At 63.2% G+C, this 15,259-nt stretch carries 12 protein-coding genes and 1 tRNA gene; 3 read left to right on the top strand and 10 right to left on the bottom strand.

From position 1 onward, the window contains the following. The 8 genes from C501_RS14560 to C501_RS12465 all read right to left on the bottom strand — a co-directional run. A partial coding sequence (locus C501_RS14560) for a transposase (protein WP_026174446.1) occupies positions 1-231 on the bottom strand: 231 nt, incomplete at its 3' end. Positions 232-484: 253 nt separating this feature from the next. Beyond that, positions 485-2,596, bottom strand: a complete 2,112-nt coding sequence (locus tag C501_RS0104115) for an ABC transporter ATP-binding protein (RefSeq protein ID WP_018134366.1) — start codon at positions 2,594-2,596, stop codon at positions 485-487. Beyond that, on the bottom strand, positions 2,596-4,332 hold the full coding sequence (locus C501_RS0104110; RefSeq protein ID WP_018134365.1) for an ABC transporter ATP-binding protein: 1,737 nt from the start codon (positions 4,330-4,332) through the stop codon (positions 2,596-2,598). The genes C501_RS0104115 and C501_RS0104110 overlap by 1 nt, the downstream gene beginning before the upstream one ends. A gap of 306 nt (positions 4,333-4,638) precedes the next feature. Continuing rightward, a complete protein-coding gene (gene sucD / locus C501_RS0104105) occupies positions 4,639-5,553 on the bottom strand; it encodes a succinate--CoA ligase subunit alpha (RefSeq protein ID WP_018134364.1) in 915 nt (304 codons plus the stop codon). A 14-nt stretch (positions 5,554-5,567) separates the two neighbouring features. Then, positions 5,568-6,737: an ADP-forming succinate--CoA ligase subunit beta gene (sucC, locus tag C501_RS0104100; RefSeq protein WP_018134363.1), complete on the bottom strand. Its 1,170-nt coding sequence runs from the start codon at positions 6,735-6,737 to the stop codon at positions 5,568-5,570. 134 nt (positions 6,738-6,871) lie between these two features. After that, on the bottom strand, positions 6,872-9,277 hold the full coding sequence (gene pcrA / locus C501_RS0104095) for a DNA helicase PcrA (RefSeq protein WP_018134362.1): 2,406 nt from the start codon (positions 9,275-9,277) through the stop codon (positions 6,872-6,874). 70 nt (positions 9,278-9,347) lie between these two features. Continuing rightward, entirely contained in the window at positions 9,348-10,220 is an 873-nt protein-coding gene (locus C501_RS0104090) for an inositol monophosphatase family protein (RefSeq protein ID WP_018134361.1), read from the bottom strand. A 47-nt stretch (positions 10,221-10,267) separates the two neighbouring features. After that, positions 10,268-10,948, bottom strand: coding sequence for a DsbA family protein (locus C501_RS12465; RefSeq protein ID WP_018134360.1), 681 nt, complete (start codon positions 10,946-10,948; stop codon positions 10,268-10,270). Positions 10,949-11,180: 232 nt separating this feature from the next. Here C501_RS12465 and C501_RS0104080 point away from each other — a divergent pair, with 232 nt between their 5' ends. After that, positions 11,181-11,894 carry a hypothetical protein gene (locus C501_RS0104080; protein ID WP_018134359.1) on the top strand — a complete coding sequence of 238 codons (714 nt, stop codon included), beginning with the start codon at positions 11,181-11,183 and terminating at the stop codon, positions 11,892-11,894. A 10-nt stretch (positions 11,895-11,904) separates the two neighbouring features. Here C501_RS0104080 and C501_RS12460 read toward each other — a convergent pair whose 3' ends face one another. Next, positions 11,905-12,702: a DUF998 domain-containing protein gene (locus tag C501_RS12460; protein WP_018134358.1), complete on the bottom strand. Its 798-nt coding sequence runs from the start codon at positions 12,700-12,702 to the stop codon at positions 11,905-11,907. A 106-nt stretch (positions 12,703-12,808) separates the two neighbouring features. Here C501_RS12460 and C501_RS0104070 point away from each other — a divergent pair. Then, positions 12,809-12,882 (top strand) — tRNA-Arg (locus tag C501_RS0104070). 1 nt (position 12,883) lies between these two features. Further along, the gene (locus C501_RS13925; protein ID WP_018134357.1) at positions 12,884-13,351 is read left to right on the top strand and encodes a DUF6314 family protein; all 468 of its coding nucleotides are present in this window, start codon (positions 12,884-12,886) and stop codon (positions 13,349-13,351) included. A gap of 17 nt (positions 13,352-13,368) precedes the next feature. Here C501_RS13925 and C501_RS0104060 read toward each other — a convergent pair whose 3' ends face one another. Beyond that, entirely contained in the window at positions 13,369-15,234 is a 1,866-nt protein-coding gene (locus C501_RS0104060; protein WP_018134356.1) for an ABC transporter ATP-binding protein, read from the bottom strand. Positions 15,235-15,259: the final 25 nt, after the last annotated feature.

The following is a 15,259-nucleotide window of genomic DNA, read 5'->3' as shown; positions in this document are numbered from 1 at the left end:
GTTTTCCTGCTCGAGGAGTCGGATCCGCTTGTTCGCCTCGCGGAGCTGCTTACGCTCGTCCTCGGTCAGGCCCGGCACGCGCCCGTCTTCGATGTTTGCTTTCTTCAGCCAGTTGAACAACGAGGCTTCGGAAATCCCGAAGTCTCTCGCAATCTGCGATAACGGGGCCCGGGCTTTACGGGCCACAGCCACGACATCGTCACGGAACTCTTTCGGATAGGGCTTGGGCAAGAGATACATCCTTCCAGCGAGGACGAATCCTCACAGATCAGATGTCAACCAAACCCGGGGCAGACCCGCATGACCCGAGAAGAATAATTTTCAGTGATCGATTAGAGCGGCCTCAACAGCCGAAACTCTATAGATCCGGTAGTGGGTCCGCCCGATAAGTCCCCCAAAACCCACTACCGCATACAGAGAAGGGTCCGTGAATCGTAGTTCACGGACCCTTCTCTGTATGTGGCTTCTAACCACCCTTTGTGGTTTACCCCTGACTACCCGGGGTCGCCTGCGCAGTGGCAGCCTGCGCCGCATCGTCACCGGCAGCATGAGTCTCATCGCCGCCTTCGGATTCCTGTTCCAGCGCCTGATCGGCATCGAACCGAGCTTCTGCATCTTCACCGGCGAACTGGGCCTGATAGAGCCGGTAATAAGCGCCGCCTGCGGCCAGCAGCTCTTGATGGCTGCCCTGTTCGACGATCCGGCCCTGCTCCATCATCAAGATGGTATCGGCGTCCCGGATCGTGGAAAGCCGGTGCGCGATGACGAAGCTGGTCCGATCCGCGCGGAGAGCGGCCATGGCTTTCTGCACCAGGACCTCAGTGCGGGTATCCACAGAACTGGTGGCTTCGTCCAGGATCAGTAGAGACGGGTCCGAGACGAAGGCGCGGGCGATCGTGATCAGCTGCATCTCGCCTGCGGACAGACTCGTGCCCTCGTCATCCAGGATCGTCTGGTAGCCCTCAGGCAAGGCCCGGACGAAACGATCCACATACGTTGCCTTCGCCGCGGCAAGCACCTGCTCTTGCGTGGCGTCCAGGTTTCCGTAGCGGATATTGTCGTAGATCGTTCCGCCGAAGAGCCAGGCATCCTGTAACACCATACCCACTTTGGAGCGCAGCTCGGCGCGGGAGAGTTCGGTGATATCGACCCCGTCCAGAGTGATCTGCCCGCCTTGCAGCTCGTAGAAGCGCATCACCAGGTTGACCAGGGTGGTCTTACCAGCCCCGGTGGGCCCGACGATGGCGACGGTCGAACCGGGCTTGGCCGCGAAGGAGAGGTCCTCGATGAGCGGCTTGTCCTCACTGTAGCTGAAACTGACCTGCTGGAACTCGACATGCCCATCGGTGCGAGCCGGCAGATGCTTCTGAGCGCTATCCGGCTCCTGCTCATCGGCGTCGAGGAATTCGAACACCCGCTCCGCGGAAGCCACGCCGGACTGGAGCTGATTGGCCATACCGCCCATCTGGGCCAGCGGCTGGTTGAACTCACGCGAGTACTGGATGAACGCAGTGGCGTCGCCCAGTGTCATCTGGCCGGAGGCGACCCGCAGGCCGCCGATCACCGCGATGCCGACGTAGCTGAGGTAGTTGACCCACTGCATGATCGGCATCATCATACCGGAGACGAACTGCGCTCCGAAGCTCGCCTTGAACAGGGCCTCATTGCGCTCTTCGAAGCGCTCCAGCATATCTGCTTGCCGGCCGAAGACCTTGACCAGAGAGTGCCCAGAGAAAGACTCCTCGATCTGGCCGTTGAGCATCCCGGTGTTCTTCCACTGGTTCGCGAAGAGTTTCTGGCTGCGCACCCCGATCACCCCAACGACCACCCCGGAGAGCGGGATGGCGATCAACGCGATCAGCGCCAGCTGCCAGGAGACGATGAACATCATCACGACATAGCCCACGAGTAGCAGCACCGAACTGACCAGTTGCGAGAAGGCCTGCTGCATGCCTTGCTGGACATTGTCGACGTCGTTGGTGACCCGGGAGAGCACATCGCCGCGCTGTCCGGTGTCGAAGTAGCTCAGCGGCAGACGGTTCAGTTTCGCTTCGACGTCATCCCGGAGCTTGCGGATGGCTTTCATCACGATCCGGTTGAGCACGTACCCCTGCGCCCATTGGAAGACACCCGAGACGAAGTACATCGAGAGCACCACCAGGATCAGGAAGGAGAGGTCGTTGAAGTTGACCCCCTGCCCCGGCACCACATTGGAGGCGTCGAGCAGATCCGCGAAATTGTTATTGCCTTCCGCCCTGGCACCGGCCACAATCTGCTCTTTAGGCACTCCAGCCGGCAGTTGCGCGCCGAGGATGCCGTTGAAGATCACGTCCATGGCCTTGCCGAGGATCTTCGGAGCGACCACGGTCAGCACCACGGAAGCCGCTACCGCGAGGAAGATGAAGACGAGCGCTCTGCGGTCCTTGCTGAGCAGCCCGACGAGGCGCTTGGCCGAGGGCCAGAAGGCTTTGGCTTTCTTGGCGGGGGCGCTGCCGAACATATCCCCGTCGGATTCGGTCGGGCGGAACTCCTCGTCGAGGACCTCCTCCTCAGCCGGTTCCGTGCTCACGTTCTTCTTCGCGTCCTGATCACTCATCACGCCACCTCCTCGACACTGAGCTGGGAATCGACGATCTCGCGGTAGGTTTCGGACCCCTCCAAGAGCTCGGCATGCGTGCCGCGGGCCACGATCTCCCCGCGGTCCAGTACCAGGATCTGATCCGCATTGACGATGGTCGCCAACCGCTGGGCCACGATGATCACCGTGGCATCCTGCGTCTTAGCGGCCAGGGCTTTGCGCAACCGGGCGTCCGTGGCCACATCGAGCGCTGAGAAAGAATCGTCGAAGAGGTAGACCTTAGGGTCGGCGACGAGCGCCCGGGCGATGCACAAGCGCTGCCGCTGGCCGCCGGAGACATTGGTGCCGCCCTGGGAAATTTTCGACTCCAGCCCATCGGTTTTCTCTTCGACGAAGTCTGCTGCCTGGGCGACGCGCAAGGACTCCCACAGCTGATCGTCATCGGCTTTCGGTTTCCCGAAGCGCAGATTCGATGCGATCGTGCCGGAGAACAGGTACGGCTTCTGCGGGACGAGTGACACCCGGGAGGTGATCGCCTCCCGGCTCATCTGGTCGACCGGCACTCCGTCGAGCAGCACCTGTCCTTCCACTGCGTCGTAGAGCCTGGGCAGGAGCGAGAGCAAGGTGCTCTTCCCCGTGCCGGTGGCCCCGATGATCGCCACCATCTGGCCGGGCTTCGCGCTGAAGGAGATGTTCTTCAGCACCGGTGCCTCTGCGCCCGGGTACTGGAAGGTGACGTTCCGGTACTCCACGTCCCCGCGCCGGGTTTCAGGATTGATGGGATGCTCCGGGTTCTGCAGCGTGGGCACGACGTCGAGGACTTCGGCGATGCGCTCGGAGCAGACCACGGCCCGGGGCACCATCATCGCCATGAAAGTGCCCATCATCACCGCGACCAGGATCTGCAGCAGGTACTGCAGGAAGGCGGTGAGCGCCCCTACCTGCATCTCCCCGGCGTGGACGCGCTGCCCGCCGAACCACAGCACCGCCGCGGTGGCGAGGTGCAGAATCATCGTGATGAGCGGGAACATCAGCACGAAGATGCTGCCCACCCGCAGCGAGACCTTGGTCAGATCCCAGTTCGCGGCATCGAAGCGCTTGGTCTCATAAGGCTCCCGGACAAAGGCCCGGACCACCCGGATGCCGACGATCTGCTCGCGCAGGACACCGTTGATCTTGTCGATCTTGGCCTGCATCGACTTGAACAGCGGAAGCAGCAAGTACACCAGGTAGCCGACGATCGCCAGCAGCACCGGCACGGAGACCCAGAGCAGCCAGGAAAGATTGATGTCTTCCCGCAGTGCCATGATGATGCCGCCGACGCACATGATCGGGGCGGAGACCATGAAGTTCAGGCCCAGGAGCAGCACCATCTGCACCTGCTGCACATCGTTGGTGCCCCGGGTGATGAGCGTCGGAGCACCGAAGCGCCCGAATTCCTCTGCGGAGAAGCTGCCGACCTTGTCGAAGATCCCGCGGCGAAGATCCCGGCCCACCGCCATCGAGGCTTTCGCACCGAAATAGACGGCGATGATCGCGGCGAAGACCTGGCCCATCGCCACGACGAGCATCAGACCACCGACCCGCCAGATGTACTCGGTATCCCCTGTGGCGACGCCTTGATCGATGATCTGAGCGTTCAGGCTCGGCAGATACAGCGCCGCGATGGTCGCGAGAAGCTGGAAAATGATGACGGCGAGAATATAGCGACGGTAGCGCCGCCCGTATTCTCGGAGCAGTCTGATGAGTAGCATGGCTCAACGATCCTGACTATCTTCTTCGGCACGATCTCCGGCGCCATGAGATCACAGGGGCGCAGCGCCGAGAGCTATTCAAACTTGCATTCCATAGCCCAGAGATAGATTAGCTCACTTCCCCGACAGGATGTCTATAAAAGTTGAATCGGCGAAGTCAGCATCCCGCGGGCCTGCGAGCAGTTTTATCCAAGCGTTCCACAAACCTCGCAGCTGCGACAAGGTCTCAGTGAGCCGCCTTCCGGAAACGCCTCGGCCCGCCACCTTGGAAAAGGTGACGGGCCGAGGCTGAGCGTAGTTGGCTGATTAGCCGGGGTAGACCTCGCGCAGCAGGCGAGCGGTCTCGCTCGGAGTCTTGCCGACCTTCACGCCGGCGGCCTCCAAAGCTTCTTTCTTAGCCTGAGCGGTACCTGCAGAACCGGAGACGATGGCCCCGGCGTGGCCCATGGTCTTGCCCTCGGGGGCGGTGAAGCCTGCGACATAGCCGACCACGGGCTTGGTGACATTGGCCTTGATGAAATCAGCGGCCCGCTCCTCGGCGTCACCGCCGATCTCACCGATCATCACGATGGCCTTGGTCTCCGGGTCCGCTTCGAAAGCAGCCAGCGCATCGATATGCGTGGTGCCGACGATCGGATCGCCGCCGATGCCGATGGCGGTGGAGAAGCCGAGGTCCCGCAGCTCGTACATCATCTGGTAGGTCAGCGTGCCGGACTTGGAGACCAAGCCGACGCCGCCCTTACCGGTGATGTTGTTCGGGGTGATCCCGACGAGGGATTCGCCGGGGGTGATGATGCCGGGGCAGTTCGGGCCGATGATGCGGGTGATCTGCTTGCCGTCCGCGTCGACCTTGGACTGCGCGAGCGCCCAGAATTCGGCGCTGTCCTGCACCGGAACGCCTTCGGTGATGACGACGACCAGCGGAACCTCAGCTTCGATCGCCTCGACCACGGCGTCCTTGGTGAACGCCGGGGGGACGAAGACGATGGAGACGTCCGCATCGGTGTTCTCCACGGCTTCGGCCACGGTGCCGAACACTGGGAGCTCGACCTCCTGGCCGTTCTGGTCCTGGTGGCTCACCGTGGTACCGGCTTTGCGCGCGTTGACGCCGCCGACCACCTGGGTGCCCGCCTTGAGCATGAGAGCGGTGTGCTTGGTGCCTTCACCGCCGGTGATGCCCTGGACGATGACTTTGGAATCCTTGTTCAGGTAAATAGCCATAGTTTTAGATCCCCTTACTTCGCAGCGTAGGCAAGTTCAGCGGCTTTATCAGCGCCGGCGTCCATGGTCTCGGCCTGGGTCACCAGCGGGTGCCCGGCGTCGGCCAGGATTTGACGGCCGGCCTCGACGTTATTGCCGTCCAGGCGGACTACCAGCGGCTTGCTGGCTTTGTCGCCCAGGATCTCCAGGGCTTTCACGATGCCGTTGGCCACTGCGTCGCAGGCGGTGATCCCGCCGAAGACGTTGACGAAGACGCTCTTGACCTGCGGGTCGTTGAGGATCACGTCCAGGCCGGCGGCCATCACCTCGGCGGAAGCTCCGCCGCCGATGTCCAGGAAGTTGGCGGGCTTGACCTCGCCGTGCTTCTCGCCGGCGTAGGCGACGACGTCGAGGGTGCTCATGACCAGGCCTGCGCCGTTGCCGATGATGCCAACTTCGCCATCCAGCTTCACGTAGTTGAGATCGTTGGCCTTGGCTTTGGCTTCCAGCGGGTCTTCCGATGCCTTATCAGACAGCGCCTCGTGCTCGGGGTGGCGGAAGCCCGCGTTCTCATCCAGGGTGACCTTGCCGTCGAGAGCCAGGATGCGCCCGTCGCCGGTCTTCACCAGCGGGTTGACCTCTACCAGGGTGGCGTCCTCGGCCGCGAAGACGTCCCAGAGCTTCTGGATGGTCTCGATGACCGGTTCGCGCAGCTCGGCTGGGAAGCCTGCCGCGTCGACGATCTCCTCGGCTTTGGCGCGGTCGATACCGACCTGCGGGTCCACCGAGACCTTGGCCAGCGCCTCCGGGCGCTCCACGGCCAGCTGCTCGATCTCCACGCCGCCTTCTACGGAGCACATCGCCAAGTACTCGCGATTAGCGCGGTCCAGCAGGATGGAGAAGTAGAACTCCTCGGCGATATCAGCGCCCTGCGCGATCATCACCTTGTGCACGGTATGACCCTTGATATCCATGCCGAGGATCGCCGAGGCATGGTCAAAGGCTTCATCAGCGGTCTTCGCGACCTTCACGCCACCGGCTTTGCCGCGGCCACCGACCTTGACCTGTGCTTTCACTACGGTGACGCCGCCGATCTTCTCGGCGGCCGCCTTCGCGTCTTCTGGGGTTTCGGCGACAATGCCAGCAAGCACAGGTACTCCATGTGCTTCGAACATGTCGCGCGCCTGGTATTCAAACAGGTCCACGGGCTCAAGTCCTTCTACGTCGAAGTAGTTTCCAGGGGAACTCTAATGCAGTCGTACCGAGCCCCGCTCCCAGACTACCGGTTTAGTGAGTAAGCCCACACATTCATGATCTCGGATGTGATCGGCGGACCCGACTAGGCCTTGGTCAGCGGTGCGTAGCGGAGCAGCAAGCGCTTTTCCTCCGCACCGAAGCGGACTTTCGCCACGGTCTTATCCCCGCTGCCCTCCAGGGCGAGCACAGTGCCGGAGCCGAAGCTGGTGTGCTCCACGGCATCGCCGATGCTCAGCACCGGGATCTCCTTGTTCTGCTGGACTCTGTTGTTCTTTTTCGGCGCAGCGGCTGCAGAAGGAGCCGCACCCGTGCCAGGGCCGGCCCCGTAGGCTCTGCCGGCATTCCAGGAAGACCCGCCGTAGCGCTCCCTCCCCCAGCCCGAGGAGCCGATCGACGGCACCGGCATCGCCGAGCCTTCCCGCTTCCAGTCGATGAGCGAGGCGGGCACTTCATCGAGGAACGGGCTCGCCGGGTTGTACTGGCTCTGCCCCCATAGGCTGCGCACTTCGGAACGGGTGAGATAAAGCCGCTGGCGCGCCCTGGTCAGCCCGACGTAGGCCAGCCGCCGCTCCTCAGCGAGTTCCAGAGGATCGGTGGCGGATCTGGCGTGCGGGAAGATCCCGTGCTCCATGCCGGTGAGGAACACCACCGGGAATTCCAGCCCTTTCGCGGTGTGTAAGGTCATCAAGGTGATCACGCCCAGGCGACGCGCCTCGGCCACTGCGGCCTCCGCCTCGGCGGGGCTCATCCCCGGGGCGTCGGGGATCTGGTCGGCATCGGCGACCAGGGAGACCTGCTCCAGGAAATCGCCGAGCGTCCCTTCGGGATTGTCCCGTTCGAATTCGCGCACCACCGCGACGAGTTCCGCGAGGTTCTCCACCCGGGATTCATCCTGCGGGTCAGTGCTGGCACGCAGCGCTTCCAGGTAACCCGTCTGCTCCAGCACCGCCTCCAGCACGGTGGCCGGGCCCGAGGTCTCGGCGATCTGCGCCAGATCATCGAGCATCCGCACGAAACCGGTCACGGCGTTCAGGCTGCGCGTGGCCAAGCCCGGCGCGTCTTCCGCCCGGCGCAGAGCAGCCATGAACGAGAGCCGTTCGCGTTCGGCCAGCGCGGCAACAGCACCTTCCGCACGGTCCCCGATACCCCGTTTGGGTTCGTTGAGCACCCGGCGCAGGCTGACATCGTCATCAGGATTCCGCAGCACGCGCAGGTACGCGACGGCGTCCTTGATCTCCTTGCGCTCATAGAACCGGGTTCCGCCGATCACCCGGTACGGCAGGCCCACTCGCATCAGGATTTCTTCGATGGACCGGGACTGGGCGTTGGTCCGGTAGAAGATCGCGATATCGCCCGGCCGCAGGCCCTCGTCATCCTGGAGCCGGTCGATCTCCTCGGCGATGAACCGGGCTTCCTCGTGCTCGTTCTCCGCCACGTAGCCGACGATCTTCTCGCCATCGCCTTCGGCGGTCCAGAGTTTTTTGTCCGGGCGGTCCGAGTTCTTCTCGATCACCGCGTTGGCCGCGGAGAGGATGGTCTGCGTGGAGCGGTAGTTCTGCTCCAGCTTGATGGTGCGTGCTTGGGGGTAGTCTTTTTCGAATTCGACGATATTGCGGATATCGGCGCCCCGGAAGGCGTAGATAGACTGGTCCGAATCCCCCACTACAGTCAGCTCTGCGGGGACTCCGTTCTCCCCTGGGCCGACGATCTCCCGGACCAGGGCGTACTGGGCGTGGTTGGTGTCCTGGTATTCATCGACCAGGACGTGACGGAACCGCCTGCGGTAGTACTCGGCGATCCCCGGGAAAGCGCGGAACATCCAGACCGTCTGCGCGATCAGATCGTCGAAGTCCAGGGCGTTCGCCTGGCGCAGCCGCTGGGTGTAGCCCCGGTACACCTCGGCAACGCCTTCTTCGAACGGCCCCGAGGCCGCCGCCGCGAAACTGTCATCATCCACGAGCTCGTTCTTCAGTGCGGAGATCTTGTGCTGGATCGCCTTCGGCGCGAAGCGTTTGGGATCCAGGTCGAGTCCCTTGGCCACGAGGGTGATGAGGCGCAGGCTGTCCGCCGAATCGTAGATGGAGAAATTGCTGCTCAGCCCGATATTCGTCGCTTCCCTGCGCAGAATGCGGACGCAGGATGAGTGGAAGGTGGAGATCCACATATTCTTGGCGCGATCGCCCACGAGCGCTTCGATGCGCTCGCGCATCTCGGCAGCCGCCTTATTGGTGAAGGTGATCGCGAGGATCTCCCCCGGATGCGCCTGGCTGCTCGCCAGCAGATAGGCGATGCGATGGCTGAGCACCCGGGTCTTCCCGGAACCGGCACCCGCGACGATCAGCAGCGGGGAACCACGGTGCATCACCGCGGCTTCCTGCTCCGGGTTGAGCCCGGTCAAAAGCTCTTGCGGATCCAGATCCGGTAACGGATTTCCCGTGGACTTGTCCTGTGCTGAGTGCGACGTGAGCGGACCGAAGAGCATATCCATGATGGTCTCTAGTCTAGAACCTGGCACTGACCAGAAGGGTTCCTCCGCACCAGAGAGCCGCAATCCTGGATCACCCGCCCCGGAGCGCTGCACTGAGCTCGGCCACAGCGAGCGCACTGCCCGCCAGGAACCAGCGCAGTCCACGAACCTCGAGGGTCTCCGTGGCGCCTCCTGCGGCACGCACGATGGCCTTGCCCGGAAGCCAGTCCCATTCCGCGGTGGAGTGCTGGAACCAGCAGCCCAACTCGCCCTGGGCCACCCGGGAGAGATCGCAGGAACCGGAGCCCAGCATCCGGATAGTGGCCAGTTTCTGCGCGGCAGCCAGCCAGGGTTCCCGGGCATCGGGGGCGGCGAGCCAGCTGGGGTGCAGGTAGGTCGCGGCGCTGATCTGCCCCAGGGCCCCGATCTCGCCCGATGCTGTTGAATCCTCTGCTGCGGCGACGCTGATCGGCCGGCCGTTCAGTGTCGCCGCTAGAGCCTCTCCGCCCAACCAGAGCTTGTCCTCCTGGATCTGATACACCGCGCCGAGAATGACCTCAGGATCGGCAGTCTTGGCACCAGTTGAAGCGACATCACGTCTGAGCGCGATAGCAGAACACCAATAGCTCAACCCGGAAAGGAAGTTGTACGTGCCGTCGACAGGATCGATCACCCACGAACGCCCACTACGAGACGCGCGGGCAGCGCCTTCTTCACCCAGGATTCCATCATCCGGACGCACGCGGGTCAGCTGGGCGACGATGTATTCCTCAGCAGCTTGATCCGCAGCGGTGACCACATCGGAGACGGTGGTCTTGCGTTGCCCCTGAAGGCCCTGAGCCCGCATCTGATATGCCAGCTGCCCGGCGGTCCGGACTAACTGCGCGGCCAGATTCGAATCATCCAGATCCGCATCCAGATCCGGCAGTTCTAGTTCTGACAGTACTGGAAGCGTTTCGTCCATACGGTTCAGCCTATAACCTGACTGACCGCAGCGATACGGTTAGCAGATCAGTTTGCGAGCGCCTGCTCAATAGACTGCTGCAAGGCGGCGTAATCCGAAGAGTCCACCTGGAGCAGCTCATTATTGAGCACCAGGGTCGGCGTGCCGCGCACCCCGAGTTCATTCGCGGTCTGCATATCACGCTGTACCCGATCCCGGATCTTCTGGGAGTTCAGGTCTGTGGTGAACTGAGCCTGATCCAGGCCGAGCTGCTGAGCATATCCCGCGAAGACTTCCTCCAGGCCGCTTTCCATAGAAGCCCACTCGCTCTGCCGCTCAAAGATCAGCCCCGCCATCTGGCTGAAAGCGCTCTGCTCACCTGCGGCTTCTGCAGCCTGGGCCGCTAAAGGCGCATTACGGTGCTGCGGCAAGGGGAAGTTGCGCACTACGATTCGCAGGTCATCACCATAGTCCTGGGCCGCCCGGTGCAGCTGCTGATCCATCGTGGCGCAGTAAGGGCACTGATAGTTGGTGAAGACCACCAAAGTGGCCCGTGGCGAAGCCGGATCGCTTAGAGTACTGGCGTCAGCCGGTGTCAGCTGGGCCGCGAGCGCAGAGGCGTCCGCTGAAGATGCCCCCGAAGCAGCCGGCGTGGTCGCCGGGGCCTGGCTGCTAGCCGGAGCTGTGTTATCGGCGCCCCCGCATCCGGTGAGCCCCATCAGAAGCACGAGGCTGGCCCCCGCGGTCATCAGTGTTTTCCGGCCAGCAAGTAACACGGGTTCCCCTAAAGCATCGGCATTCACGGTAGGCGCTTACGTCAAACTACGTCAAAGAAGGCCCCGGGAATCCCAGAGCCTCACCGCAACGTATGGATAACATCATAACGTACATCATTCATACCGGAACATTCCGGCCACCTGCACTCCTGACTTGGGCCGCCGAGCTGTCTCCGTACAGCGTCTCGATGCGACAATAGCGGCTATGGCCAAGACCCCTTCACAGCGCGCGAAGAAGCACGGCGATCGCGCCACCCGAGCAAACACGGGGTACACCCCCACTCGCCCTGCTGCCGGGGCGCCGCTCCCGGGCTCTGATATCGCATCGGAAAGCGGCCGGAATACCGGTAGTAACGGATCCTTGATCGTCATCGCGGGAGTCATCGCGAGTGCCTTCATGTTCTGGTACTACCACCTGCTGACGCTCAGCCAGATGACGCAGCTCTCCGATGGCCTGGTCATGCCGGATTCCATGATCTTCGGGTTCGCTCCCGAGTACATCAGCGCTCTGCGCGCTGCGCTCAATGCGGAAGGGCTGGGGCAGCTGCAGTACGTCCATAGAACCGCAGGCACCCTGTTCCCACTGATCTTCGGCTTCACCTGGCTGCTGCTGATCGGCCTCAATACCGCACGCGGCGTAATTCGCTGGCTACTCTGGCTTCCGCCACTGGCTTTCGCGGTGGTTCAGCTTAGCGCCAATGTGGTGATCGATGGGGTACTCTCGGCGGAGACTGTCGACCCCGGGCAGGCGCAGCTAGCGAGTGTGCTCGTCGTCTCGTCTTGGGCACTGCTCATCCTGTCCCTGATCAGCGGGGCAGTTCTGCTGATCAGCCGAGGGCTACGTTTCAGGCGCAGGCTGCAGCGAGAAATCCTCGGCTCAGCAGAAACCAGAGACAAGGGCAAGAACAGCCAGGAGTGACCGGCCGGCGTCAGATCTGACGCTTGCGTTCCCGATTCGCGCCGAGGGCAACCGTCGCCCCCATCACAGAGAACCCCAGGATCACCGGATAAGCGATCAGCCGTTCCACCAGACCGGCATAGGGGTCCAGGACATCCGAGAGCATGATCAAGCCGATGAAGACGGCGGTGGCCAGTGCGGAAGCGATCAGCCGTTCCACCAGACCGGCATAGGGGTCCAGGACATCCGAGAGCATGATCAAGCCGATGAAGACGGCGGTGGCCAGTGCGGAGACGATGCCGGTAGCCAGCAGGATCCAGCTGGCCCAGCTGCGCCCCGTCCAGATCCACCACAGCACGAACTGCGCGATGACCCCGGAGACGAAGAACAAGATGGCCGCGGAGTAATGGAGCTGGGAGATCGTGTCCTCGGGTACCAGCCCGACGAAAGTCACGCCGAGCCCCGCGACGATCAGCAAGACCCTGACCCATTGCGCAGCACGGAGCTGCGGGCCATAGTCCTGTTCCGGGTGTCCGCCGAAGCCCAGTAGCCTGGTGCTCATGAGGAAGCCGCCGGCGAGCAGGCCCAGGCCCTGCAGGATGAAGGAGGCGTTCATCACCCCGTTCAACGGGGAGCAGACCTCCCGGCCCTGGTACAAGCCGCAGTTCAGGGCTCCCAGATCACTGATGTAATTGCCCACCCAGCTATACGGCGCAGGGCCGGCCCAGGCCATCACGACAACAATCTCCGCCAGGAAGAACTGCAGGATGCTGAGCACGGCCCAGGCCCCGAAGAGCGTTCTCAGCAAAATCCGCGCATCCTGCCTCATAGTCTCAGAGTAAACCGCGACCCCGACCGAATCGCAGCAGGACGACCTGAGCCGGTACGGTAAGCTGGCGGATGCGCGGATACTCCTACTCGTACCCGCGCGAACGGCCCGAGTAGCTCAGCAGGATAGAGCGTCCCTCTCCTAAAGGGAAGGCCGTGGGTTCGAATCCCGCCTCGGGCACGTGAGCGCTTCCTGGCCTGAGCACCCTGCGGGCCGCCACCCGGTGGCCGATGCCACGGAATTCCTCTCCGGCAGCTGGGATATCCAGCGGACAGTCACCGAATGCGACGCTCCGGCAAGCGGCAGCGGCGAATTCATCGGAACGGTCTCTATCGAACCCTCCGGCACCGGCCTGGTCTACCGGGAACAGGGCACCCTGCGCTGGCAATCCGCCACCGTCGAGGTCAGCCGGGAGTATCTGCTGCGCAGCACTGATCATCCGGCCGTGCTGGACTGGTACTTCGACCATGGAGGCTTCTTCCACCGCCTGGATCTGCACGCTGGGTCATGGCAGGCGGAGCATCCCTGCGCTGCGGATCTGTACCGGGCCGAATACCGGGTGCTCGGCCCGCAGGAGCTGAGCGTGATCTGGCGAGTGCACGGGTCGGCTAAGCATCAGCTGCTCAGCAGTCGCTGGACGCGCTGCTGAAGCATCACGCTGACGCATCACGTCGCCGAGGCGAACTGGGTGTGATACAGATCCGCGTACCGGCCCTGAGCAGCCAGCAGCTCCGCATGCGTACCGCGCTCTACGATCTGCCCGGCCTCGACCACCAGGATCATATCCGCCTCCCGGACGGTGGAGAGCCGGTGCGCGATCACCACGGCCGTCCGGCCCCGGAGCGCCTCGGCGAGCGCGGCCTGCACCGCCGCCTCATTCGTCGAATCTAGGGCTGCGGTCGCTTCATCCAGAATCACCACTGCGGGCTGGATCAGCAGCAGTCTGGCGATCGTGAGCCGCTGCCGCTCTCCTCCAGAAAGCCGGTAGCCACGTTCTCCGACCACGGTGTCCAGGCCGTCGGGCAGGCTCGCGATCAGCCCTTCCAGGCGAGCCCGACGCAGTGCTGACCAGATCTCCTCCTCAGTGGCTTCGGGCTTGACCAGCAGCAGATTGGATCTGATGCTCTCATGGAAGAGGTGGCCGTCCTGGGTGACCATGCTGAGCGATTCCCGGAGGGATTCGAAGGTCAGATCCCGGATATCCACGCCGCCGATCCGCACCGATCCGGAATCCACATCGTAAAGCCGGGCCAGCAACTGCGCGATGGTGGACTTGCCTGCCCCGGAGGAACCCACCAGGGCGATGGTCTGGCCCGGCTCCGCGGTGAAGCTGATCCCGTGCAGCACTTCTTCACCGGCTCGCGCATCGAGCGTGGCTACTTCTTCGAGGGAGGCCAGCGAGACTTTATCCGCAGCCGGATAACCGAAGCGGACGTGATCGAACTCCACGCCGAGCGCCTTCTGGGGCAAGGTCTTGGCATCCGGCTTCTGGACGATCAACGGGGTGAGGTCGAGCACTTCGAAAACCCTGGCGAAACTGACCAGGGCGCTCATGAGGTCCACCCGAGCGCTAGCCAGAGCGGTCAGCGGAGCATAAAGACGAGTCAGCAGCAGGGCCAGGGTGACGACATCGCCTGCGGCGAGGTCGCCTCGCATCGCATAGAACCCGCCAAGGCCGTACACTAGCGCCAGCGCCAGCGCGGAGACCAGGGTGAGCGCCGTGAGGAACGTGAACTGCATCAGAGCCGAGGTCACCCCGATGTCCCGGACCCGGGCGGCGCGCCGCTCGAATTCACGGGACTCCTCGTCAGGGCGGCCGAAGAGTTTGACCAGAGTGGCTCCCGGCGCTGAGAACCGCTCGGTCATCTGAGTGCTCATATCCGCATTAAGATTCGCCGCCTGTTTCCGCAAGTTGGCCAGCCGGGATCCGAAGCGCCGGGCCGGCAGCAGGAAGACCGGCAGCAGCAGAAGCGCCAACACCGTGACCTGCCAGGAGGTTCCGAGCATCACGATGAGGGTGAGTAGCAGAGTCACCAGGTTGCTGACGATCCCGGAGAGCGTACCGGCGAAGGCCTGCTGCGCTCCGATGACATCGTTGTTGAGCCGGCTGACCAGGGCACCGGTTCGGGTCCTGGTGAAAAAGGCGATCGGCATCTTCTGCACGTGGTCGAAAACCGAGGTGCGCAGGCTGAGGATGACGTCCTCGCCGAGTCTCGAGGAGACCCAGCGGAGCACGAAGTTGACGCCGGCTTCGAGCAGCGCGACCAGGGCGATGAGCACCGCTAACCAGATCACCAGCTGCAGGTTATTCCCGGCGACGATAGCGTTGACGACCTGCCCGGCCAACACCGGAGTAGCCACCGCGACTATAGCGGCCAGCACGGAGAGCAGCACGAAGAGCAGCAGCCTGCCCCGGTACGGCTTGGCGAAGGCGATAGTGCGGCGGACGGTCTCCCGGTTCACCCCGCCGTTATCGTCTTCGGCACTCATGGCGCTGCGCAGCGACTGGAACGCCGCCCCTTCCATGCTCATATGCTCTTCCCTTGCTCGCGGAGCA

It is taken from the genome of Acaricomes phytoseiuli DSM 14247 (assembly GCF_000376245.1).
GTDB classification, from domain to species: domain Bacteria; phylum Actinomycetota; class Actinomycetes; order Actinomycetales; family Micrococcaceae; genus Renibacterium; species Renibacterium phytoseiuli.
Note: the sequence above shows the minus strand (reverse complement) of the source record. Positions and strands in the feature narration are given on the sequence as shown.

Excerpts from the sequence above, each read along its gene's own strand:
- C501_RS0104115 (WP_018134366.1), bottom strand. The coding sequence starts at position 2,596 with ATGAGTGATCAGGACGCGAAGAAGAACGTGAGCACGGAACCGGCTGAG.
- C501_RS0104110 (WP_018134365.1), bottom strand. The coding sequence starts at position 4,332 with ATGCTACTCATCAGACTGCTCCGAGAATACGGGCGGCGCTACCGTCGC.
- sucD (WP_018134364.1), bottom strand. The coding sequence starts at position 5,553 with ATGGCTATTTACCTGAACAAGGATTCCAAAGTCATCGTCCAGGGCATC.
- pcrA (WP_018134362.1), bottom strand. The coding sequence starts at position 9,277 with ATGGATATGCTCTTCGGTCCGCTCACGTCGCACTCAGCACAGGACAAG.
- C501_RS0104090 (WP_018134361.1), bottom strand. The coding sequence starts at position 10,220 with ATGGACGAAACGCTTCCAGTACTGTCAGAACTAGAACTGCCGGATCTG.
- C501_RS12465 (WP_018134360.1), bottom strand. The coding sequence starts at position 10,948 with ATGACCGCGGGGGCCAGCCTCGTGCTTCTGATGGGGCTCACCGGATGC.
- C501_RS0104080 (WP_018134359.1), top strand. The coding sequence starts at position 11,181 with ATGGCCAAGACCCCTTCACAGCGCGCGAAGAAGCACGGCGATCGCGCC.
- C501_RS12460 (WP_018134358.1), bottom strand. The coding sequence starts at position 12,702 with ATGAGGCAGGATGCGCGGATTTTGCTGAGAACGCTCTTCGGGGCCTGG.
- C501_RS0104060 (WP_018134356.1), bottom strand. The coding sequence starts at position 15,234 with ATGAGCATGGAAGGGGCGGCGTTCCAGTCGCTGCGCAGCGCCATGAGT.